Raw genomic sequence first — 20,078 nt, 5'->3', positions numbered from 1 at the left:
TTTGATAACTTCGCAACCGGCCGCGGCCCAGGCGGCAACCACCGAGGATTTCGCCCGGAACTTGGCGAGCGTCAACCAGAAGATCGCCGCCGCTGCCGCCCGGTCCGGCCGCGAAGCCGGCGCGGTGCGCCTGTTGCCGGTCACCAAAACCATCGAGCCTGCCCGGCTGCGTCTGGCCATCGATGCCGGAGTGGACACCCTGGGGGAGAACAAGGTCCAGGAAGCGCTGGCCAAATACGAGGAATTCGCCGCCGACTACCCGGATCTGCGCTATGCGGTCATCGGACCGCTGCAGGGCAATAAGGCGAAGTTCGTGGCTCGCTTCGCCCATGAGTTCCACGCCCTGGATTCGCTGAAGCTCGCCGAAACCCTGCAGCGTCGCCTCGAAGCCGAGGACCGCAGCCTCCAGGTCTTCCTCCAGGTCAACACCTCGGGCGAAGAAACCAAATCCGGGATCGACGCCGGCCAGGCCTCCGCGCTGCTCGAAGCCATCGCCCCGTTGGACCGGCTCATCCCGCGCGGGCTGATGACCATGGCAGCGAACACCACGAACGAGTCCTCCATCCGCGCCAGCTTCGCGCTGCTGCGCACCACCGCGGCGCAGCTGCGTGCCGGAGGAGCCCCCGAAGGCTTCGACCAGCTTTCCATGGGCATGAGCGGGGACTTCGAGCTGGCCATCGAGGAAGGCGCCACCGTGGTGCGCGTGGGCCAGGGGATCTTCGGCGCCCGCCAGTACCCGCAGGCGAACGCGTGAGCGGCTTTGAGCTAGACACCCGCCCGGTCGCCGCCGTGGTGCTCAGCTCCCAGCTGGCCTACGGTTCGGTGGGCAACAACGCCATCGCCCGAATGATCGAATTGGCCGGGCATCGCACGGTGGCGGTTCCCACCGTGCTGCTCAGCAACCTGCCGCACTATCCCTCGGTGGCCGGCGGCCCCATCTCGGATCAGTGGCTTGGCGCGATTCTGGAGGACCTGCTCAACCGCGATGCGCTGCGCGATGCCAGCTATGTGGTCGTCGGCTACCTGGGGGCGGCCAGCCAGGGGCGGATCATCGCCGACTGGTTCCTCGCCGCCCGGGCTCGCTACCCGAAGCTGCGGCTGATCCTGGATACCGCCTTCGGAGATACGGACGTCGGGCTCTACGCGAGCGAGGAGGTCGCCTCCAGCTATGCCGAGCACCTGATCGAGCATGCCTGGCTGATGACGCCGAACTGCTTCGAGCTCGCGCTGCTCACCGAAACTCAGATCCACGACGAACAAGACGCGGCCAACGCGGCCTTGGACCTCATGGAGGCCGGTCCCGCGCATGTGATCGTCACCTCCGCGCCCACCGACGACGAAGATTTCATCGGCTGCCTGCTCGCGATGGACGAGGAAGAGCTCGAGCAGTTCGACACCGGCCGGATTAGCACCGAGGCCAAAGGGGCAGGGGACTGCTTCCTGGGCCAGCTCACCGGTGCGCTGCTCTCCGGCCTCGCCCTGCCCGAGGCGGTGTCCCTCGCGGTCGCCGGAACCTCCGAGGCGTTGGCCGGGGTGCACCCGGCCTTCGCGGTGCAAGCGGGCTGAAATCACTTACCCACAGTCCGCCGGCGCGCGCCTAAAATGTCGGTTCGCCGGCGGACACTGGAGCTAGGGCACATCTTGTGTCCGGGCGTCGGGCAAGACGACGCGGAACACGCCGAGGAACATCTCACATGAAGAATTTTTAAACCACATCGACCATCCTCGAGGCTGTGGACAAGTTTTGGCCGACCGCGAGAAATCGGGGTTTAAATGACCGTTAATATCCACAGCGGCTGTGGACGGCTCGGTGGATGAATGACATACTTGTAATACATCATCTTGTGGCCACTTGACCGGCCAAACACAAGATGTAGTATTGAACCCGTTGGTGAGTGAAACACCGAAAACACCCCATAGACAGCAATTTGGGGCATCCGAGAGGGTGGCCGGAAGCACCAGGAAATGGTGGAGTCCGAGCCAAAACAAGGACTTTTAAAAAGGGGAAACAGGGAAATGGCAATCACCGTTTACACGAAGCCGTCCTGCGTGCAGTGCAACGCTACATACCGCGCTTTGGACAAGCAGGGCATCGAGTACAACAAGGTAGACATCTCGCAGGATGCCGCCGCCCTGGAGCACGTCCGCGGCCTTGGCTACCAGCAGGCGCCGGTCGTTATCACCGACAACGATCACTGGTCGGGTTTCCGCCCAGACAAGATCGCTACCTTGGCCGTAGCCAACTAGTCGGCATCCGGGCCCCGCACGGGGTCCAAGGGAACTTACTCGTCGACCACCTAGCGGAGGCGAAGAAATGCCACCAGCAGCAGTTGCCGATCGACGGCAAAACGCTGAGGCTCACGAAGCCAAGGTGTACACCGATACCAACTTGATTTACTTCTCCTCGGTATCGGAGAACACCTTGCGCTTCGTAGAAAAATTGAATTTCAGTGCGGCTCGCATCCCGGTTTTTGCAACCGAACCGCAACTGATCGCAACGGCACCGTATGTATTGCTCATACCAACCTACGGCGGCGAAAGCGGGAAGCGTTCAATCCTTCCCCAGATTTTGAAATTTCTGGGTCACGAAGAGAACCGCGCAAACTTGCGTGGCGTGATTGGCGCAGGGAACACGAACTTCGGCGAGTACTACTGCATCGCGGCCAAGAAAATTGCTGCCAAATGCGACGTACCCGTTTTGTACACATTCGAACTTATGGGAACGCCGGAAGATGTTCTCAACGTCAATGAAGGGCTTGAAACCTTTTGGGCACCAGCGTCGCACAAGAAGAAGTAACGATGAATGACACCAAAGAGCTCCCCGCAAATATGCAGGGCCTGAGCTACAACGATCTGAACGCCATGCTGAACCTCTACGGTCCAGACGGCAAGATCCAATTCGAGGTGGACCGCTACGCAGCCCGCCAGTACTTCTTGGATCACGTGAACAACAACACCGTCTTCTTCCACGACCTGGATGAGAAGCTCGAATACCTGGTGAAGCACGAGTACTACGAGCGTGAAACCCTCGACCAGTACTCGATGAACTTCATCCGCGATCTGTTCAAGCGCGCCTTCGCCAAGAAGTTCCGCTTCGAAACCTTCCTCGGTGCCTTCAAGTTCTACACCTCCTACACGCTGAAGACCTTCGACGGCAAGCGTTACCTGGAGCGCTACGAGGACCGCGTGTGCATGGTTGCCCTGCACCTGGCCCGCGGCGATGAGCAGCTTGCAACGAGCCTGGTCGATGAAATCATCGCCGGCCGCTTCCAGCCCGCAACCCCAACCTTCCTCAACGCCGGCAAGGCGCAGCGCGGCGAACTCGTCTCCTGCTTCCTGCTGCGCATCGAAGACAACATGGAGTCCATCGCCCGCGCGGTGAACTCCTCGCTGCAGCTGTCCAAGCGCGGCGGCGGCGTGGCGCTGTCCCTATCGAACCTGCGTGAGCACGGTGCTCCGATCAAGCAGATCGAGAACCAGTCCTCCGGCGTCATCCCAGTGATGAAGCTTCTTGAAGATTCCTTCTCCTACGCAAATCAGCTTGGTGCACGTCAGGGCGCAGGCGCGGTATACCTCAACGCCCACCACCCGGATATCCACCGTTTCCTGGATACCAAGCGCGAAAACGCCGACGAGAAAATCCGTATCAAGACCCTCTCCCTTGGCGTGGTCATCCCGGATGTCACCTTCGAACTTGCCCGTAAGAACGAAGACATGTATCTCTTCAGCCCGTATGACGTGCAGCGCGTCTACGGCGTGCCGTTCAGCGAAATCTCGGTCTCCGAAAAGTACGAAGAGATGGTCGATGACTCGCGCATCAAGAAGACCAAGATCAGCGCCCGCGAGTTCTTCCAGACTCTGGCGGAGATCCAGTTCGAATCCGGCTACCCGTACATCATGTTCGAGGACACCGTAAACCGGGCGAACCCAATCGAGGGCCGGATCACCATGTCGAACCTCTGCTCGGAAATCCTCCAGGTTTCCTCGGCTTCGGAGTTCGGCGACGACTTGAGCTACTCGAAGGTCGGCAAGGACATCTCCTGCAACCTCGGCTCGATGAACATCGCCAAGGCCATGGACGGCAAGGATATCGCCGGCTCGGTGGACATCGCGATTCGCGCCCTGAGCGCGGTATCGGATATGTCCTACATCGCTTCGGTGCCGTCGATTGCCGATGGCAACAAGAAGTCGCACGCCATCGGCCTGGGCCAGATGAACCTGCACGGCTTCTTGGCCCGCGAGCACATCTACTATGGCTCCGAAGAAGGCATCGACTTCACCAACATCTACTTCTACACGATCCTGTTCCACGCGTTGACCGCATCGAACAAGATCGCCATCGAACGCGGCGAAACCTTCGACAACTTCGAGAACTCGCAGTATGCCTCCGGTGAATTCTTCGACAAGTACACCTCGCAGCAATGGGCTCCGGCCACCGAGCGCGTGCGCGAACTCTTCGACGGAATCCACATTCCTACCCAGGAAGACTGGAATGCGCTGAAGGCTTCGGTCATGGAGCACGGTATCTACAACCAGAACCTCCAGGCCGTTCCGCCGACCGGCTCGATCTCGTACATCAACAACTCGACTTCCTCGATCCACCCGGTCGCCGCGAAGATCGAAATCCGCAAGGAAGGTAAGATTGGCCGCGTTTACTACCCGGCTCCTTACATGAACAACGAGAACATCGATTTCTACGAGGACGCCTACGAAATCGGCTACGAGAAGATCATCGATACCTACGCCGCTGCAACCCAGCACGTGGATCAGGGCCTGTCGCTGACACTGTTCTTCAAGGACACCGTGACCACTCGTGACATCAACAAGGCGCAGATCTACGCATGGCGCAAGGGCATCAAGACCTTGTACTACATCCGCCTGCGCCAGCTTGCGCTGGAAGGTACCGAGGTCGAAGGCTGCGTTTCCTGCATGCTGTAAAGACTCCTAGTTAGTGGCCAGTTAGCTGGTCATTAATTTCACGCAACAGCTGTCGTCTGGTCCTCCCACGCGGCAGCTGTTGCGCATGTAAGACCAAGTCAGATTGTCAAGAATCTGGAATCCATGAAGGCCTGACTGCATCTGCCGGTTTCGAAAGAACGGTAGAGTAGTAGGCAAAGTTATAAACACGATTTAGCGTTTCGATGAGGGGCAATGACCGAGAAGATTCAGCTCACCCACAAGGTTGAAGCAATCAACTGGAACCGTATTCAGGACGAGAAAGACGTAGAGGTCTGGAACCGACTGGTCAATAACTTCTGGTTGCCGGAGAAGGTTCCGCTGTCCAACGACATCCAGTCCTGGGGCACCCTTACCGAAGCCGAGAAGCTGCTGACCATGCGCGTCTTCACCGGACTGACCCTGCTTGACACGCTGCAGGGTACCGTCGGCGCAGTTTCGCTGATCCCGGACGCGCTGACCCCTCACGAAGAAGCCGTGTACACCAATATCGCCTTCATGGAATCGGTGCATGCAAAGAGCTACTCCTCCATCTTCTCTACCTTGGCTTCCACCAAGGAGATCGATGAGGCATTCCGTTGGTCCACGGAGAATGTGAACCTGCAGAAGAAGGCTCAGATTATCGAGAGCTACTACCATGGCGAAGATCCGCTCAAGCGCAAGATCGCCTCGACGCTACTGGAATCCTTCCTGTTCTACTCGGGCTTCTACCTGCCGATGCACTGGTCCTCGCACGCGAAGCTGACCAACACCGCAGACCTGATCCGCTTGATCATCCGCGATGAGGCCGTTCACGGTTACTACATTGGCTACAAGTTCCAGAAGGGCCTGGAAGGTGCAAGCGAAGAGCGCAAGCAGGAGCTGAAGGACTACACCTTCGAACTCATGTATGAGCTGTACGAAAACGAAGTTCAGTACACCCACGATCTCTACGATCCGGTAGGCCTGTCCGAGGACGTCAAGAAGTTCTTGCACTACAACGCCAACAAGGCGCTGATGAACTTGGGCTACGAGGCAATGTTCCCGGCAACCGTCACCGACGTATCGCCAGCGATCCTGTCGGCATTGAGCCCGAATGCCGATGAGAACCACGACTTCTTCTCCGGCTCCGGATCCTCCTACGTGATCGGCAAGGCCGTGAACACCGAAGACGAGGACTGGGACTTCTAAGCGCTTAGTCTCTTCCTGGCAATGGCCCCGTTTCTCAACGGGGCCATTGCCGTACCCGAAGAAATAAGCCCGCGGCCAGCTGCATATCGTGGATACTTGGACAGTAACGGATCCAGTGATGAGCGAACGCGGGGGTGAATGTGCAGATCGAATCAGCATCCAATGATCTGGGCACATTAGACGAGCAGCAAGTGCAACGGATTCGACGCAAATCGATTTTGGTACTTGCGGCCGGACAAATCCTTGGTGGGCTAGGCGGCGGAGCCACCTTGACTCTGGGGTCCTTGCTGATCGTCAGCATCTCGGGTCTGGACTCACTGGCAGGCATGGCAGCCACGATGAATACGCTGGGCGCGGCGCTCATGGCAATTCCGCTGGCGTTGATGGCGCAGAAGTATGGGCGACGGATATCCCTCTCGAGCGGTGCAATACTGGCGGCAAGCGGCATCGTGGTCATTATCGCCGCCGCATTCCTCGACTTCTGGCCGCTCTTGATGCTGGGCATGCTGATCCTTGGCACGGGTGCCGCAATGAATCTCCAATCGCGATTCGCCGCCACGGATCTTTCCACGAAGGCCACCCGTGGACGCGATCTTTCGGTAGTCGTCTGGTCAACGACCATCGGTGCGGTCATCGGTCCGAACCTCTTTGAGCCTGGCGAGGTGATTGCCCAGTACATCAACCTTCCGCCCTATACCGGCGGATTCCTGATCGCCATGTGCGCTCAGCTAGCCGGTGCACTGGTCTACTGGATCGGGCTCCGGCCCGACCCGCTGCGAATAGCACAGCGTCAGGCTTTGGGCCGGCCGGATTCCGGGCAGGCCCGCCGCCGTGGATGGCATATATTGCGTACGTCCGTAGCCGCGCGCCGGGCGGTACTCACCGTGGCCCTGTCGCATATGTATATGGTGTCGATGATGTCGATGACCCCGATTCATATGCAGCATCATGGCGCAACGCTCACCTTGATCGGTTTCACCATATCCATGCACGTGGCCGGCATGTACGCCCTGTCGCCGGTCTTCGGGTGGCTGACCGACAAATGCGGTTCACGGGTGATCATTCTGGCGGGGCAGGCGCTACTGATCTCCGCCAGCGTCTTGGTTTGGACCAACTCCGCAGATCATGTGGTTACCACCATGGCCTTGCTTTGTTTGGGCCTGGGCTGGTCCGCCGCAACGGTTGCGGGATCAACCATGATTTCCGGTGCCGTGGGAATCAACGAACGCCCGCAACTGCAAGGTACTTCAGATCTTTGCATGAGCTTGGCCGGGGTGATGGGCGGGCTCTGCGCCGGACCGATTCTAGCCGCCATCGGTTTCCAAGGACTGGCTTTAGTCCTCCTCGCCCTCGCGATGATCATGATCATGCTGAACATCAAGAGGTCCGCGCCGGAGGCTATCCATGAGTAGGAATTAGTGCGAAGGTGAAATTCACGGACAGTTGCTGAAGGGATAGCGCGCATGGCACATAGAACTCGATGCATCATCGTTGGCGGTGGCCCGGCCGGCATGGTGGCCGGACTCCTCTTGGCGCGGAGCGGAGTCCCCGTGACGGTATTTGAGAAACATCAGGATTTTCTTCGTGACTTCCGTGGCGATACCATCCACCCATCCACGATGTTGCTGCTTGAGGAACTTGGATTGATGGAAGAGTTTGAAAAGATCGGCTACAGCAAGGTGTCCCAGGCGCAATTTCCCGCACGAGACGGGGCCCGCGCCACGGTTCTCGACCTGTCCAAACTCAACCATCCCTATCCGTTTATCGCGATGGCTCCGCAGTGGGACTTCCTGGATCTATTGGCTCGTGCCGGTGAGTCCGAAGCGAATTTTGACCTGCGCATGAATTGCGACGTGACCGACGTGCTCACCATGGGAGAACGCATTGTGGGCGTACGTTATTCGGGGCCCGACGGAATCGGCGAAATGCACGCGCTGTTGACCATCGCGGCCGACGGAAGATGGTCGAAGATCCGCGATGCTGCGGGGATCGCCATTAAAGAGTTCGCCGTGCCAATTGACGTCTGGTGGTTCAAGATCCCCGGAGCATTGAATCTAAAGAATGTATTGTCTCCGGCCTTCACCAGGGACAGATCTTTCGTGCTTATTCCCAGGCACGGGTACGTTCAGACAGCGATGCTCTTGCCGAAGGGGAAAGACGCAGAGCTGCGTGCTCAAGGTACCGAACGGTGGCACCGGGCGATTGTCGAGGCCGCTCCCGAACTTGAAGAAGGGGTCCCGGCGCTGACACTTCAGGACGCTAAATTACTGGATGTGAAACTCAACCGCGCGATACGGTGGTGGCGCCGCGGGCTGTTGTGCATCGGGGATTCGGCACATGCCATGAGCCCGGTTGGGGGAGTGGGCGTGAACCTGGCGGTTCAGGATGCAGTCGCGGCGGCTCGAATACTTGCCGAGCCGCTCAAAGCCGGAACGATTTCGGATCGGGATGTGGCCGCTGTCCAGAACCGGCGCATCCTCCCGACCATCGTGGTCCAGAGCACCCAGCGGCTGATGCACCTAGGATTGCGGCGGTTGATGAAAACAAGCAATGACGTGCTCTTGCCGGGACCTGTTGCGAGAATCTTGCGTACGTTTCCCAAGCTCACTTCGATTCCAGCCCGGCTTTTGGGGGTAGGGATCCTGCGCGAACGCCCGCCGGAAGCTGCAAAGCGAAATTCAGCGGAACGCTAGGACCCCTAGAAACACCAATGGTGCAGTACCATCCGAAACGGACGGTACTGCACCAAAAGTTTGGCAGTTGCTAAAGCTTAGCGAGCCTGGATGTTGGTTGCCTGTGGGCCCTTTGGACCGGCTTCCAGGGTGTACTCAACGTTCTGGCCCTCTTCGAGGCTACGGAAACCGAAGCTCTGGATTGCGGAGTAGTGTGCGAACACATCTGCCGATCCATCGGAAGGAGCGATGAAGCCGAAGCCCTTTTCAGCGTTGAACCATTTTACGGTGCCAGTAGCCATGTTTTTATTTCCTTATTTATTCATTGGCCACTACGTGACCTTGTTGCCGAGTCGAAATCCGAAACGGAAAATTAGTGGTTACCTCGAGCAGTACTATGTTGGGCGATTTCCATGCCGTCGGTATCAGCGATCGAATGCTGATTTTGCCGATACCGGCCAAAACGGAGGTCGCTACGCACGCTAAATGTCCTTGCGGTCCATAGACATGACTGTGGAATAATGGCCAGAGTCAGTGGAGTAGAATTTGGAAGCCGCATCGTGGAAACGCTGAGAAGCGCCTGGACGAGCTGTAAGCGGTGAAGAAGAGAAGATGAAAATTCGTTTCGATAGGAGTTCGCTAATTCCGAAGAATCGTTGAACCGATTTGCTGCACAGACGATTTGCTTGTCTTGCTACAAATCTAAACTGCTAACATTCGCTGGCGGATGACTCACACCTGCAAACGTCGAGGTAACAAATTAAGCGTACCATCATTTTTCGCCCTTGTCCTACAGCCGGCCTCTCATCGAGGGGTTGGCTGCAGGACAAGGGCACCCAGGGCTACATATCGGAGTACCAGTGATCGAATGGGTTGGCGGGTTCGTCTTCGTCTTCCAGGTCATCGTCTCCGTCAAAGGATCGGCGAATCGAATCGTCGCGGACACCCCCTTGGAAGGCCAAAGATTCCCCGGGATAATCGGAGTTTTCGCCTAGCCGGACAAATAGTGGACCCGTTGGCAGGACTCCCTGCTCGTACATCTCGTGGTGCACGTGGTTGGTCATTTGCCGCCACGCTCCAGAATCAAATGCCCGGAAACCGTGTCCGGTGAAAGAAATTTGAAAATCAGGCAAATTAGTTTTCACTGCTCCTGGTGCAATCGAGGTTTCCGCGCTTGCCTCGATGCCTGCGTGCATTCTGAATAGCGTCCCCTCCTCCGGGGCGTCCATTGTCTCGATCCAGTACCAGATCTGGTCTTTGACTTCTTCGGCCTCGGCTTCTGGCAAGAGCTTCTCGGCCAGCGCCTTTGTTGCCTGCCTGAGATTCCCGACGCTTCTGGACGCGAGCGGTACCGAAATGCTGAGCAATGCCGAGCGGGGCCCATGCGTAAAGCCGGAGCCGTCAACGTGGGGCGGCATTGGACGGAGGCATCCGCTGAGCATTGGCGGTGGCACCCTGTCGCAAACGATGGTGTGCATCGCCGAATACATCTCGGCAAAACCTGAAAGCTCATCTTCTATGCCCAAGGTTGCTGCAAGCGCACCGTAGGTTTGCAGATCCTTGGTGATCCTGTCTCGCAGTGAGTCTTTCCTGTTTTCGAGGATCGCTTCGTACGAGTCGTCATCGACTTCGTCGATAATGATCCGCTTGATAGCAGCCAAGGGGAGTCCAAGATGCTGATGCTGGCGAATCTGCATCATGGTTTCAAACTGGGCCGAGCTGTACTTTCGGTACCCAGTGAACTGATCGACCCGAGCCGGATTGAGCAGGCCGAGCTTTTCATAGTGGTGAAGCGTCTTCACCGTCACGTTCATTAACGCGGCAAATTCTCCAATGCTGTACTCCATGTTGACATCGTATTGTCTGCCCTTAGGGGAGAGTTCAAGCCGAGAGTCACTTTCTTGCCAATTTTTTCTTGGCCGATTCCATAACTAGATCAGCATTGATGGCGGCGCCTGCCATAGTTCCGGCGGCGGTTGCCAAACCAATCATTGCCCCTAGGCTCGAGGCGTTGCCAGCTGCGTAGACTCCTGGCACGCTTGTGGCTCCCATCTCGTTGACCGAGATGAACTCGCCCATGGGGTTTTGGCTCAAGTGCCCGCCGAGCTGGAGGAACAGTGACGCGTTTGCTTTCATCTGGCTTGCCACCACTACGGCCTGAGCGTCCAGGGTGCTTCCGTTGTTCAAAGCCAAGGACTGCACCTGTCCTTCATCGCTGACGGCTATGTCGGTGACTTGCGCGTCGACGATTTCTATTTCCACTGCGGCGAGCAGTGCGCGGTTTTCTTTTGTCAGCGTTTGCTGCGCATGGTTAACGTAGGTGACAGCGTCGCTGAGCTGGCCAAAGAGCAGGGCCTGATGCGTGCTCATTTCACTGACACCTAAGATGGCGATGCGCTGATCGCGCACCTCCCATCCGTGGCAGTACGGGCAATGCAGGGCCGAGGTTCCCCAGGCTTTTTGCAGTCCTGGGATCTCGGGCAGGGTGTCGGTTAGTCCGGTTGCCAGGAGGATGCGTGCGGCCTGCCATTGCGAGGACTCGGTGGATACTGTGAATCCTTCTTCGAGCGAACCGCTCAGCGACTGAATGCGGGCGGACGCAAACTCGACTCCGTAGTCCCTTGCCTCCGTGCGGCCTAGCTCCAATAGCTCATGTGGGCTGATGCCTTCATGGCCAAGCACATTGTGCGCGTGCGCTGAGACGGCGTTGCGTGGTTTGCCTTCATCGACCACAAGGACTTTGCGCCGGGAACGGGCCAGCGCGATGGCTCCGGCTAGTCCTGCGTTGCCGCCTCCGATGATGATGGCGTCGTATTTTTCCATGATGCTCTCCTTCGCGGGGGTTTTGATTCACTATCCAAACTATCGATACATTGCATTGATCGTGTATGTTTTTGCGTATGACGCAAGAATTGGATTTAGACTCGGTCATTCGACAGCGCATTCGTGCCCTTCGCCAAGGCAAGGGGTGGTCCCTGGAGGCCCTTGCGAACCGGGCCGAACTCAGCGTTTCGACGCTGAGCCGGATCGAAACCGGCAACCGGAGGATCGCCCTGGACCAGCTGGTGCCGATCGCCAAGTCCCTGGGCGCCACCTTGGACGAGCTGGTGGCTCCCGCCGACGGGAAAGGCGTGATCATCGGCCCCGAACCGATCGCTGTGCCGGGAATGACGATGTGGAAATTATCGGACGACGACGCGGTCAACGGGGTGGTGGTCACGAAGATCCGCTACGACCCGCAGCAGCAGGTGGTCCCAACGGAGGACAGGGTCCACCCGGGCAAGGAATGGTTCACCGTGCTCTCCGGCGAAGTGCAGCTCCGGCTCGGCGAACGAGTCTTTCACGTGAAAGCCGGGCAGGCGGCACAATTCGACACCATGACGCCGCACTCGATTCGTGCCCTCGGCGGTATCGCCGAGGTGCTGAGCATGATGGACAGCGCCGGCACCCGCGCGCACCATCACGACGGGCATTGAGTCTAAGCCGCATCGCGGACCAAGTTTGGCTAGGCTGTGATCAAGAACCATTTAGCTTGCAGATCGGGAGATCGATTCATGACACACCAGCTCGAAGAAGAACTGGACAAGATTCTTGCCAACGGCGACTTCTACTTTGAAGAGCTGGGAGAAGGGCACTATCGGTCTTCCTGGCATACCCAGGGAGCGTGGAATCCTCACGAACAGCATATGGCGCCGGCTTCGGGGATCTTGACGCATGCCTTGGAGAACTTCCAGCCTCGCGATGACATGCGCATCGCCCGGTTGAGCTTCGAAATTCACGGGCTGATCCACGCCGGTGAATTCGAGGTCACCACGCGGATGATTCGCCCAGGCCGAACCATCGAACTGATCGAAGCCGAAATGACGGCCAAGGGGCGCACCAGCATCGTCGCCAGAGCCTGGCGAGTGATCACCGCAGACTCAACCGCGGTTGCGGGAACTGAAGATGCCGAAGTACCGGGTCCCGAGGACAGCGAACCGCAGAATATTTCCGCGCAGTGGCCCGGTGGGTACATTCGTTCCATCGAATTCCGCGCCGCTCCCGGCCGCCGCCCGGGTAAGGGCATCGCCTGGTTGCGGACCCCTTATGCGCTGCTAGATGGTGTGCAGGCCTCGCGATTGGCAAGTTTGATCGGGCTGGTGGATACCGCGAATGGCGTGGTGCCCCGCGTCGAGCCCGGCGATGGCAGCTGGATGTTCCCGAACCTGGATCTGCAGATCCACATGTACCGTGCGCCCGAAGGAGAATGGCTCGGCCTCGAGGTGCAGCAGAGCTACGGCACCGACGGCATTGGCCTGACCTCCACCGTGCTGCACGATGCCAGCGGACCCTTTGGCCGCGCCGAACAGATACTGACCGTGCGTCAGCTCTGATCTTGGATAGCCGCTAATTCGGCCAATAGCTTCTTCAGCTGCGCCTTGGGCATGATGGTGAAGCCCTTGGCACGGTAGGTTTCGCGATCTGCACCGTGGGCGCGGAACAGCGCATAGCCGCGCTTGACCAAAAACAGCACCGGCTTGCGGCGCTCGGATACGTCGCGGATGAAGCGGCGGACCGTGGTCAGCAGCGCTGGTTCGTCCACATAGTAGGCCTGAACATTGATTCCCTCGGCGCGCAATGGTTCCAGCACCTCGGAGAGGAAAATTCCTTCGGCGATAATCGGCCCTCCGGTTCCATGCACTTCGCGATGCCCGCTGTAGCTGGAGGTAGCGATCGAATAATTCGGTACCTGCGTGCGGCCTTGGCGCAGCAGCTCATCGACCGCGTTCAGGGCAGCGTGCTGATTCCATGTATGCGGATGGTCCCAATCGATTTCGCCGTATCCGGTGCGCGGGAACGTTTCTGGGTGCCCGTCTTCGCTGATCTGCCGGTAGAACTCGTCCAGCGGAAGGTGCGGATTGCCGAAACGGTTGGCAAGGTATGACTTGCCAGAACCGGATGGACCGCCGAGCAGGATCACTGGGGTGGAAGAATTAGGCACCAGATTATTATCACGCAGAACCTCGCGGAACCCGAATTCTGAGCCTCTCATCACAGCCCCCGAGGGATCTTTTGAGGCATGGTGAACCGGCGTACGAAGCGGACTGAATTAGACTCTGAACATGACCCTTTGGAATCCCGAATCGAGCGCGCCGCTGTCCTACCAGTTTGAGGAAGCCAGCGGGGATCCCGAAGCTGACTTGGAACGCGGGGTTCAGCTGCTACGCGAGGTGCAGGCCGGTACGCGCGGCCCGCTGCTGCGTTTCTATCGGCCGGATCCAACGCTGGCCTTTGGCCAACGCGACGTCCGCCTGCCCGGGTTTCAGCGTGCGGCCGAGGCGGCCGAGGCGCGCGGCTTTGCCCCCTTGGTGCGCAAGGCCGGGGGACGGGCAGCGGCCTATCATCGCGGCACGTTGATCGTGGATCATATCGAACCGCATGCCGAAGCGATTATCGGGCAGCAGCAACGCTTTAAGGTTTTTGCCGACCTCTACGCCCGAGCCTTCCGCCGGCTCAAGATTGACGCGCACGTGGGGCCGATCCCCGGCGAATACTGCCCCGGGGACTACTCGGTCCACGGGCTCCCCACCGCTGGGTCACGCAGCGAGGTCCCGGTAAAACTTATCGGTACCGCGCAACGGGTGATTTCCGGGGCCTGGCTGTTCAGCAGCGTCTTTGTCATCGAGGATTCCGCCCCGCTGCGTACGGTGCTCGACACCGTGTACCGGGCGATGGAAATCCCCATGGAGCCCTCCACCGTGGGCGCCGGCGACGATCTGGTCTCCTCGGTCACCGTCGAAAGCTTTATCGAGGCATTGCTCGCCGTCTACCGGGAGCACACCGAATTGCTGGAGGCCTAGCTTCCACTCAGCTGGGGCAACAAGTGAAGCCCGGCGCTTTTTCCCAAGAGGGAAAAGCGCCGGGCTTCGAATGTTCAGTGCGGTCTACCCCAGGGCCTTAGGCGCCGACGCGCTCGACGACTTCTTCGATGCGCGGGTTGGTAGCCGCAGTGCCATCGGGGAAGATCAGGGTCGGCACGGTCTGGTTGCCGCCGTTGAAGGACTCCACGATCTCGGCGGTGCCTTCGACATTTTCGATATTTACCTCCGTGTACGCCACGCCCTTCTGATCCATCAGCCGCTTGAGGTTGCGGCAGTAGCCGCACCAGCTGGTGGTGAACATGGTGACCCCGCCCGCAGCAGGAACATACTTCTCAAGATTTAATTCGTTGCTCATACCTCATGCAACCACGTGAGCTATCGATTTGTTCCACATTTCGCCCGCGGGCCAGAAGAATTCTATGACGCACTAGTTGTCCGCACCGAAGCGCCGGGCGCGGACTACACTGGTGCCCACCGGATAGGTTCGAAGAGAGGCGAAAATCATGTGCGGACGCTACGTCATGGCCAAGGCGATCGGCGACCTCGTCGCGGAGGCCGAAGCCGAAGCGGATGACAACCTCCAGCTGCGCCACTCATGGAACGTCGCCCCCACCACGGATGTGCCGATCGTGCTCGAGCGGCTGATCGACGATGCCCTGCACCGCCAGGTCCACGTGGCCCGGTGGGGACTCGTTCCCGGCTGGGCCAAGGAACTCTCGGTGGGGGTGCGCGCCTTCAATGCCCGCAGCGAGACCGCGGCCAGCAAACCGACCTTCCGGGCGGCGGTCAAAAAGCGTCGCGCAGCCGTCCCGATGCAGGGGTACTACGAGTGGAAGAAGGAAGGCAGCAAGAAACGGCCATTCTTTGTGCACCGCGCGGATGGGAAGCTGATGTTTTTCGCCGGACTCTACGAATGGTGGAAGCACGAAAACGGGGACTGGATCCTGTCCACCTCGATCCTCACCATGGATTCACCCTCCGCCGAGGAACCCGGGGTGCTCGGCGAGCTTGCCGGGCTGCATGACCGGCTGCCGATCCCGCTGGACCCGGAGATGCTTTCCCGCTGGCTGAACCCGGGCGAAGCCGACGGCGAGGGGCTGATCGAAGAGGTCCGCGCTCAGGCCTTCGACGTGGCCTCCACCTGGAGCCTGTACGAGGTGGACCCCGCGGTAGGCAACGTGCGCAACGATTCGGCAGAGCTGATCGAAGAGCACAAGTCGCTGTTCTAGCCCTGGCCCCGCCGCGCGGCACGCCGACCGAGCGACAGCCCGGCACCGGCACCCAGCATCGCGAAGCCGAACCCCAAGGCGAACTTTCCGAAAATCGCTGCGGCGCTCGCCGAGATCTGGCCTTGGAGCTCGGCGGTGCTCAGCGGTGCGTAGGCGAACCAGCCAAAGGTTTTCACCTGGACGCTATCCCACCACAGCAGGCCACCGCCGGCGAGCAGCAGCAGCACACCGAGGCCGAGCGGGATCCAGGGTGCCATCCGGCCGAGCCGGGTGCCCCGGGAGAGCAGAAAGCCGCAGCCCACTCCGCAACCGGCGAGCCCGAGGCCAAGCAGAAGCTGTCCCAGCAGCATGGTGGCGCTGGGCTCGAAGTAAAACGTATCCTCGCGCAACGACACATAGGACCCGGAATAGATCGTTACCATCTGCTGGCCGTCCCACCAGAGCAGTGCGCTGCCCGCGAGCAGCAGGAGAATTCCGAGTCCGAAGGATAGCGCGGGGATCTTGCGCGGTGTTGGAGCTGTAGGTTCTGGCATGGGAACCATCTTTCCACGTCCGGCCATTTACCGCTTGTCTCTGGAGTTAAAAACTGCCGGCCAGCTTGGAAGCTGGCCGGCAGTCAAGGAAAGCTGCGCGGTTTAGTGTCCGCGCGCGATCCATTCTTCAAGATTCGGCGCCTCGGCGCCGATGGTGGTGGCATCTCCGTGGCCGGTGTGCACCACGGTCTGCTCGGGCAAGACGAACAGCTTGGTGCGGATCGACTCGATAATCGTCTCGAAGCTGGAGTAGCTGCGCCCGGTAGCCCCCGGACCGCCGTGGAACAGCGTGTCACCGCTGAACAGCACACCCAGGTCCTCGGCGTAGAAGCAGGTGGAACCCGGGGAATGGCCCGGGGTATGCAGCGCGGTCAGCGTCGTTTCACCGATGGTGAAGGTATCACCCTCCTGGATTTCGGCATCGACCTTGCGCTCGGGATAAACGTTCTCCCAGAGCATCGTATCGGCCGGGTTCAGGTACAGCGGCGCCTCGACCGCATCGGAGAATTCGACCGCGGCGCGGATGTGGTCGTCGTGCCCGTGGGTGAGCAAGACGGCCATCACCTCGCGGTCGCCAACCTGCTCGAGGATCTTCTCCACGTCATGCGCCGGGTCGATGACCATGACCTCGGACTCATTGCCGATGATCCAGACGTTGTTATCGACCTCCCAGGTGCCGCCGTCCAGGGAGAAGGTGCCCGAGGTGACGACGTTCTCGATCTGCGCGCTCATTAAAGCTCCACCACCGAACGCAGCACGGTGCCTTCGTGCATCTTGTCGAAGGCCGCCTCGATCTCGTCCAGCTTGATGCGCTCGGTGACGAAGGCATCCAGGTCCAACCGGCCCTGCTTGTACTGCTCAACGAGCATCGGGAAGTCGCGCGAAGGCAGGCAGTCGCCGTACCAGGAGGACTTCAGCGAGCCGCCGTGGCCGAAGACGTCCAGCAGCGGCAGTTCCAGCTTCATCTCCGGGGTCGGCACCCCGACCAGCACCACGCGGCCGGCAAGGTCGCGGGCGTAGAAGGCCTGCTTGTAGGTTTCCGGGCGGCCCACCGCGTCGATGACCACGTCGGCGCCGAAGCCGCCGGTCAGTTCCTTGATCGCTTCGATCGGATCGACCTTCGAGGAATCGACGGTGTGGGTGGCGCCGAGCTGCGTGGCGGTCTCCAGCTTCGTCGGGTTCAAATCCACGGCGATGATGGTGGTCGCTCCGGCCAGCTTGGCGCCGGCGATCGCCGCCACGCCCACGCCGCCGCAGCCGATAACCGCTACGGACTCGCCGCGCTTGACCTCACCGGTGTTCATGGCCGCACCGATGCCGGCCATCACGCCGCAGCCGAGCAGGCCCACGGCGGCGGCGTCTGCGTCCTCGTCCACCTTGGTGCACTGCCCGGCGGCTACCAGGGTCTTCTGGGCGAAGGATCCGATGCCCAGCGCTGGGGAAAGCTCGGTGCCGTCCTCCAAAGTCATCTTCTGGGTGGCGTTCGCGGTATTGAAGCAGTACTGCGCCTGCCCCTTGGCGCAGGCGCGGCACTGGCCGCAGACCGCACGCCAGTTCAGGATTACCCGGTCGCCTACGACCACATTGGTGACGTTCTCACCGATCTGGCTGACTACCGCGGTGGACTCGTGGCCCAGCAGGTACGGGTAGTCGTTGCCGATGCCGCCGAGCTTGTAGTGCAGATCGGTGTGGCAGACGCCGGCGGTCAGTACATCGACGATGACCTCTCCGGGTCCCGGGTCCGGAACGATGATATCGACGACCTCTACCGGGGCGTCTTTGGCGCGGGAAATAACGGCTTTGACCTTATGCGGCATGGATTTGCTCCTGAGTTTAATTGTTCGTGTGTCTTGATGCTATCGGTGTGCTCCAAGCTAATCGAGTATTCGGGACACAGTGACGTGAGAAGTTTCGCGCGCGGCGTAGTCGGGGGCACCGACCGCGCTGCGCTCGGCCATGGCCATGCGGCGGATCAGGCCGTAATGAGGAGCAGAAGTGATCCGGCCGCGGAGCCTGCTGCACGCAGCACATTAACCCGGTGCCAGCGGGGCCGATAGCGCGCCCACGGTAGCGTTGCGCGCTGCAGGGCACGGTTCAAGGGAACACTGAGGAAGATGGTGAGCAGGGCGCCGGACAGCACCAGTGCCGAGCCCAGTGCAGGGACCAGGAGGCCTTGCGCTAAGGCGTATGCAGTGTAGCCGAGACTGCCGACGAGGCTAAGGAAAAATAAGCTGAGAAACGCGGGCCGTTCGGCGTGCTGGTTCACCGAGATCATGAAGTCTCCGGCTGCCGAATCCTGGACCGAGGCCAAGGCCGGGAGGACCGTCAGTGCGAAGGCAGCATAAAAACCTGCAACAATCCCGGAGCTGGTAATAGTTGTTATGAGCAATGTGGCCGCTAGCCATTCGGGGATCATGCCACCGCCCCTGGCCGGGGTGTGAGAGCTGAGAAGGGAGCCGTTTTCCTGTGCATGGTACTCATTCAAGCGCACGGATCGCAGATGCAGAATGTTTGAAACTCGACAAAACATGCGTCATCGTCCAATCTGAGGGAGTGACCGCTCAACATGCCTTTCCTGCGGGGCCGCGTGCCCGTGACGGCTTCATCCTGCGCATGAGCATGGCAGGGAACTGGCAAGTCGAAGTCCAAGATCGCTGCGCGTTGACAATCCTGGCGGTGCGTACCGGATCTTGCGCGGTGCAGCGAGGCGAAGCAACGATCCAAGCTGAACCGGGAAACCTAGTGGTCATTCACGGGACGGCGCCTTATCGGGTGCTTGCGGACAGCACGCAGCCGCGTGCCGCCGCCGTTGAAACATACCTCATTGGACCAGGCCAGCAATGCCTCGGCCCTGCGGCGCAGCCGGTCACTGAGACGCTGCGCCACGGCGTCCGCTCGTGGGGTAACGCCCGCGACGGGGCGGACCAATTGCTGGTCTGCACCTTCACCACAACCAGTGCGATTACCGACCTGATCTGCGAGGGGCGAGCGCTATGCCTGATAGATGATGCAGCGCTCTGGAATTGGGCTGAGCTGCTGCACCTTGAAGCCGAGCGGCAAGGACCTGTGCAGTCGTTGGTCTTGGATCGGCTTTTGGATATCCTCGCGCTCCAAGTGCTGCAGCAAATGCCGGGGGCCGGCATGGTCCCAGGTGCAAAACCGGGGATTGCAGCCGCGGTGGGGGCAATGTGGTCCGCTCCGGCGGAGCCCTGGAGTGTGGCACTGCTCGCCGGGATCGCTGCCATGTCCCGTTCGGCCTTTTCCGCGGCGTTTCATGAAGCCATGGGAATGCCACCGGTTGGATACCTCACCCGGTTGCGTTTGGCGCTGGCTTGGGATGCCCTGCAGAACACCAATTCTTCATTGGGGCAGATAGCCGGTGAGGTCGGCTATTCCTCCGCTTTTGCCCTGAGCGCTGCCATTCGTCGAGTCTATTCGGCAAGTCCCTCTGAAATTCGGATGCTCCGAAGGAACGGTTGAACCCTCCGCCGGCTCAACCGTTCCTCACGCTGTGCAACGTCAAGGTACGCCACTTGGCGGCGTGAACCACGGGCCAACGAACGTGGAGTTCCATCCCGGTCGGCCGGCTCTCATTTTAGGTAATAGGCCAGCGGCCGCAAATGGTTTCGGCCCGGTAGCCAACTTCGTCTCAGAGCT

22 protein-coding genes are annotated in these 20,078 nt (G+C 59.9%); 13 read left to right on the top strand and 9 right to left on the bottom strand.

The features are described from left to right. Position 1: 1 nt before the first annotated feature. From CQ017_RS01595 to CQ017_RS01560, 8 genes are all read left to right on the top strand, one after another. Positions 2–754: a YggS family pyridoxal phosphate-dependent enzyme gene (locus CQ017_RS01595; protein WP_308727233.1), complete on the top strand. Its 753-nt coding sequence runs from the start codon at positions 2–4 to the stop codon at positions 752–754. Further along, positions 751–1,566, top strand: a complete 816-nt coding sequence (locus CQ017_RS01590) for a PfkB family carbohydrate kinase (protein WP_105552205.1) — start codon at positions 751–753, stop codon at positions 1,564–1,566. Before CQ017_RS01595 ends, CQ017_RS01590 begins: the two co-directional genes overlap by 4 nt. Positions 1,567–2,016: 450 nt before the next feature. Continuing rightward, the gene (gene nrdH / locus CQ017_RS01585) at positions 2,017–2,247 is read left to right on the top strand and encodes a glutaredoxin-like protein NrdH (RefSeq protein ID WP_096284911.1); all 231 of its coding nucleotides are present in this window, start codon (positions 2,017–2,019) and stop codon (positions 2,245–2,247) included. A gap of 67 nt (positions 2,248–2,314) precedes the next feature. Then, positions 2,315–2,797 (top strand): class Ib ribonucleoside-diphosphate reductase assembly flavoprotein NrdI, encoded by a 483-nt coding sequence (gene nrdI / locus CQ017_RS01580; protein WP_096284909.1) that lies wholly within the window; start codon positions 2,315–2,317, stop codon positions 2,795–2,797. Positions 2,798–2,799: 2 nt separating this feature from the next. Next, on the top strand, positions 2,800–4,938 hold the full coding sequence (gene nrdE / locus CQ017_RS01575) for a class 1b ribonucleoside-diphosphate reductase subunit alpha (protein ID WP_105552204.1): 2,139 nt from the start codon (positions 2,800–2,802) through the stop codon (positions 4,936–4,938). Positions 4,939–5,151: 213 nt separating this feature from the next. Continuing rightward, positions 5,152–6,126 carry a class 1b ribonucleoside-diphosphate reductase subunit beta gene (gene nrdF / locus CQ017_RS01570; RefSeq protein WP_105552203.1) on the top strand — a complete coding sequence of 325 codons (975 nt, stop codon included), beginning with the start codon at positions 5,152–5,154 and terminating at the stop codon, positions 6,124–6,126. Between the two features lie 140 nt (positions 6,127–6,266). Further along, a complete protein-coding gene (locus tag CQ017_RS01565; protein ID WP_105552494.1) occupies positions 6,267–7,538 on the top strand; it encodes an MFS transporter in 1,272 nt (423 codons plus the stop codon). Between the two features lie 51 nt (positions 7,539–7,589). Further along, on the top strand, positions 7,590–8,819 hold the full coding sequence (locus tag CQ017_RS01560; protein ID WP_105552202.1) for an FAD-dependent oxidoreductase: 1,230 nt from the start codon (positions 7,590–7,592) through the stop codon (positions 8,817–8,819). A gap of 77 nt (positions 8,820–8,896) precedes the next feature. On the opposite strand, the gene CQ017_RS01555 is transcribed toward CQ017_RS01560, so the two are convergent. The 3 genes from CQ017_RS01555 to CQ017_RS01545 form a co-directional block, all read right to left on the bottom strand. Further along, positions 8,897–9,100 (bottom strand): cold-shock protein, encoded by a 204-nt coding sequence (locus tag CQ017_RS01555; RefSeq protein ID WP_096254701.1) that lies wholly within the window; start codon positions 9,098–9,100, stop codon positions 8,897–8,899. A 540-nt stretch (positions 9,101–9,640) separates the two neighbouring features. Next, positions 9,641–10,645, bottom strand: a complete 1,005-nt coding sequence (locus CQ017_RS01550) for a helix-turn-helix domain-containing protein (protein ID WP_105552201.1) — start codon at positions 10,643–10,645, stop codon at positions 9,641–9,643. A gap of 46 nt (positions 10,646–10,691) precedes the next feature. After that, a complete protein-coding gene (locus CQ017_RS01545; protein ID WP_105552200.1) occupies positions 10,692–11,621 on the bottom strand; it encodes an NAD(P)/FAD-dependent oxidoreductase in 930 nt (309 codons plus the stop codon). Between the two features lie 77 nt (positions 11,622–11,698). Between CQ017_RS01545 and CQ017_RS01540 the strand changes: the two genes are divergently transcribed. Next, positions 11,699–12,274, top strand: a complete 576-nt coding sequence (locus tag CQ017_RS01540) for a helix-turn-helix domain-containing protein (RefSeq protein ID WP_105552493.1) — start codon at positions 11,699–11,701, stop codon at positions 12,272–12,274. A 78-nt stretch (positions 12,275–12,352) separates the two neighbouring features. Continuing rightward, a complete protein-coding gene (locus CQ017_RS01535; RefSeq protein ID WP_105552199.1) occupies positions 12,353–13,171 on the top strand; it encodes a thioesterase family protein in 819 nt (272 codons plus the stop codon). Here CQ017_RS01535 and CQ017_RS01530 read toward each other — a convergent pair. Continuing rightward, on the bottom strand, positions 13,162–13,779 hold the full coding sequence (locus CQ017_RS01530; protein ID WP_258133452.1) for a uridine kinase: 618 nt from the start codon (positions 13,777–13,779) through the stop codon (positions 13,162–13,164). The genes CQ017_RS01535 and CQ017_RS01530 overlap by 10 nt on opposite strands. Positions 13,780–13,900: 121 nt before the next feature. Between CQ017_RS01530 and CQ017_RS01525 the strand changes: the two genes are divergently transcribed. After that, positions 13,901–14,638 carry a lipoate--protein ligase family protein gene (locus CQ017_RS01525; protein WP_258133451.1) on the top strand — a complete coding sequence of 246 codons (738 nt, stop codon included), beginning with the start codon at positions 13,901–13,903 and terminating at the stop codon, positions 14,636–14,638. Between the two features lie 97 nt (positions 14,639–14,735). Here the strand turns inward: CQ017_RS01525 and CQ017_RS01520 are convergent, their stop codons facing one another. Continuing rightward, on the bottom strand, positions 14,736–15,014 hold the full coding sequence (locus CQ017_RS01520) for a glutaredoxin domain-containing protein (RefSeq protein WP_105552197.1): 279 nt from the start codon (positions 15,012–15,014) through the stop codon (positions 14,736–14,738). A gap of 148 nt (positions 15,015–15,162) precedes the next feature. Between CQ017_RS01520 and CQ017_RS01515 the strand changes: the two genes are divergently transcribed. Further along, positions 15,163–15,888 (top strand): SOS response-associated peptidase, encoded by a 726-nt coding sequence (locus CQ017_RS01515; RefSeq protein ID WP_105552196.1) that lies wholly within the window; start codon positions 15,163–15,165, stop codon positions 15,886–15,888. Here the strand turns inward: CQ017_RS01515 and CQ017_RS01510 are convergent. From CQ017_RS01510 to CQ017_RS01495, 4 genes are all read right to left on the bottom strand, one after another. Next, entirely contained in the window at positions 15,885–16,421 is a 537-nt protein-coding gene (locus CQ017_RS01510; protein WP_105552195.1) for a hypothetical protein, read from the bottom strand. The genes CQ017_RS01515 and CQ017_RS01510 overlap by 4 nt on opposite strands. Positions 16,422–16,523: 102 nt before the next feature. Continuing rightward, positions 16,524–17,153 (bottom strand): MBL fold metallo-hydrolase, encoded by a 630-nt coding sequence (locus CQ017_RS01505; RefSeq protein ID WP_105552194.1) that lies wholly within the window; start codon positions 17,151–17,153, stop codon positions 16,524–16,526. Continuing rightward, complete coding sequence (locus CQ017_RS01500) at positions 17,153–18,238, bottom strand: S-(hydroxymethyl)mycothiol dehydrogenase (protein WP_105552193.1); 1,086 nt, start codon at positions 18,236–18,238, stop codon at positions 17,153–17,155. Before CQ017_RS01500 ends, CQ017_RS01505 begins: the two co-directional genes overlap by 1 nt. A gap of 155 nt (positions 18,239–18,393) precedes the next feature. Next, on the bottom strand, positions 18,394–18,837 hold the full coding sequence (locus CQ017_RS01495; RefSeq protein WP_105569019.1) for a DUF1772 domain-containing protein: 444 nt from the start codon (positions 18,835–18,837) through the stop codon (positions 18,394–18,396). A 137-nt stretch (positions 18,838–18,974) separates the two neighbouring features. Between CQ017_RS01495 and CQ017_RS01490 the strand changes: the two genes are divergently transcribed. Next, positions 18,975–19,901, top strand: a complete 927-nt coding sequence (locus tag CQ017_RS01490) for an AraC family transcriptional regulator (RefSeq protein ID WP_105552191.1) — start codon at positions 18,975–18,977, stop codon at positions 19,899–19,901. The last annotated feature ends 177 nt before the right edge of the window (positions 19,902–20,078 follow it).

The sequence above is a fragment of the Arthrobacter sp. MYb224 genome (assembly GCF_002975455.1).
Taxonomy (GTDB): domain Bacteria; phylum Actinomycetota; class Actinomycetes; order Actinomycetales; family Micrococcaceae; genus Glutamicibacter.
The sequence above is the reverse complement of the archived record's forward strand: the minus strand, read 5'-3'. Positions and strand labels throughout refer to the sequence as shown.

Excerpts from the sequence above, each read along its gene's own strand:
- nrdH (WP_096284911.1), top strand. The coding sequence starts at position 2,017 with ATGGCAATCACCGTTTACACGAAGCCGTCCTGCGTGCAGTGCAACGCT.
- nrdI (WP_096284909.1), top strand. The coding sequence starts at position 2,315 with ATGCCACCAGCAGCAGTTGCCGATCGACGGCAAAACGCTGAGGCTCAC.
- nrdE (WP_105552204.1), top strand. The coding sequence starts at position 2,800 with ATGAATGACACCAAAGAGCTCCCCGCAAATATGCAGGGCCTGAGCTAC.
- nrdF (WP_105552203.1), top strand. The coding sequence starts at position 5,152 with ATGACCGAGAAGATTCAGCTCACCCACAAGGTTGAAGCAATCAACTGG.
- CQ017_RS01560 (WP_105552202.1), top strand. The coding sequence starts at position 7,590 with ATGGCACATAGAACTCGATGCATCATCGTTGGCGGTGGCCCGGCCGGC.
- CQ017_RS01555 (WP_096254701.1), bottom strand. The coding sequence starts at position 9,100 with ATGGCTACTGGCACCGTAAAATGGTTCAACGCTGAAAAGGGCTTCGGC.
- CQ017_RS01550 (WP_105552201.1), bottom strand. The coding sequence starts at position 10,645 with ATGGAGTACAGCATTGGAGAATTTGCCGCGTTAATGAACGTGACGGTG.
- CQ017_RS01545 (WP_105552200.1), bottom strand. The coding sequence starts at position 11,621 with ATGGAAAAATACGACGCCATCATCATCGGAGGCGGCAACGCAGGACTA.
- CQ017_RS01540 (WP_105552493.1), top strand. The coding sequence starts at position 11,699 with ATGACGCAAGAATTGGATTTAGACTCGGTCATTCGACAGCGCATTCGT.
- CQ017_RS01535 (WP_105552199.1), top strand. The coding sequence starts at position 12,353 with ATGACACACCAGCTCGAAGAAGAACTGGACAAGATTCTTGCCAACGGC.
- CQ017_RS01525 (WP_258133451.1), top strand. The coding sequence starts at position 13,901 with ATGACCCTTTGGAATCCCGAATCGAGCGCGCCGCTGTCCTACCAGTTT.
- CQ017_RS01520 (WP_105552197.1), bottom strand. The coding sequence starts at position 15,014 with ATGAGCAACGAATTAAATCTTGAGAAGTATGTTCCTGCTGCGGGCGGG.
- CQ017_RS01515 (WP_105552196.1), top strand. The coding sequence starts at position 15,163 with ATGTGCGGACGCTACGTCATGGCCAAGGCGATCGGCGACCTCGTCGCG.
- CQ017_RS01510 (WP_105552195.1), bottom strand. The coding sequence starts at position 16,421 with ATGCCAGAACCTACAGCTCCAACACCGCGCAAGATCCCCGCGCTATCC.
- CQ017_RS01505 (WP_105552194.1), bottom strand. The coding sequence starts at position 17,153 with ATGAGCGCGCAGATCGAGAACGTCGTCACCTCGGGCACCTTCTCCCTG.
- CQ017_RS01500 (WP_105552193.1), bottom strand. The coding sequence starts at position 18,238 with ATGCCGCATAAGGTCAAAGCCGTTATTTCCCGCGCCAAAGACGCCCCG.
- CQ017_RS01495 (WP_105569019.1), bottom strand. The coding sequence starts at position 18,837 with ATGATCCCCGAATGGCTAGCGGCCACATTGCTCATAACAACTATTACC.